1 pseudogene is annotated in these 412 nt (G+C 49.8%); it reads right to left on the reverse strand.

From position 1 onward, the window contains the following. A pseudogene (locus B7C60_RS18615) lies at window positions 1-412 on the reverse strand (selenocysteine-specific translation elongation factor); the annotation flags it as partial.

The raw sequence follows: 412 nt of genomic DNA on the forward strand, positions 1-412 counted from the left end.
CCATTACCCAACTGCCATTTCGCGTAGCTGTAAAAAATACGTTGTTGCTGTTTGAGTTGTTGTGTCAGTACTTGTACAATTTCTGGCTCGATTTGTAGCGAACTCGACAGTTCACCCGCCCCCATCGCACGGCCTTCCGACAATAATTGAATAAGACGCGCTTGCGTCTCGGTTAGCCATTGCGGATCAAACACATACTGCCCTTCGACCACGCCTTGCATCGCCGATTCGCCACACAATAATGCCACCGAATAATAGCCTTGTAATTGCAGCAGCATGTTCAGTTGCGCGTGCGCCGTCAGTGTTTCAGGCAAACTAGACAACGCCTGATAGATCACACGTTTACGCGCTTTTGCGATAAACGACGTCCACACCACATCGGCTTGTGCCAGCAATCCATGACCGTTGCTTT

The sequence above is a fragment of the Vibrio fujianensis genome (assembly GCF_002749895.1).
Lineage (GTDB): Bacteria > Pseudomonadota > Gammaproteobacteria > Enterobacterales > Vibrionaceae > Vibrio > Vibrio fujianensis.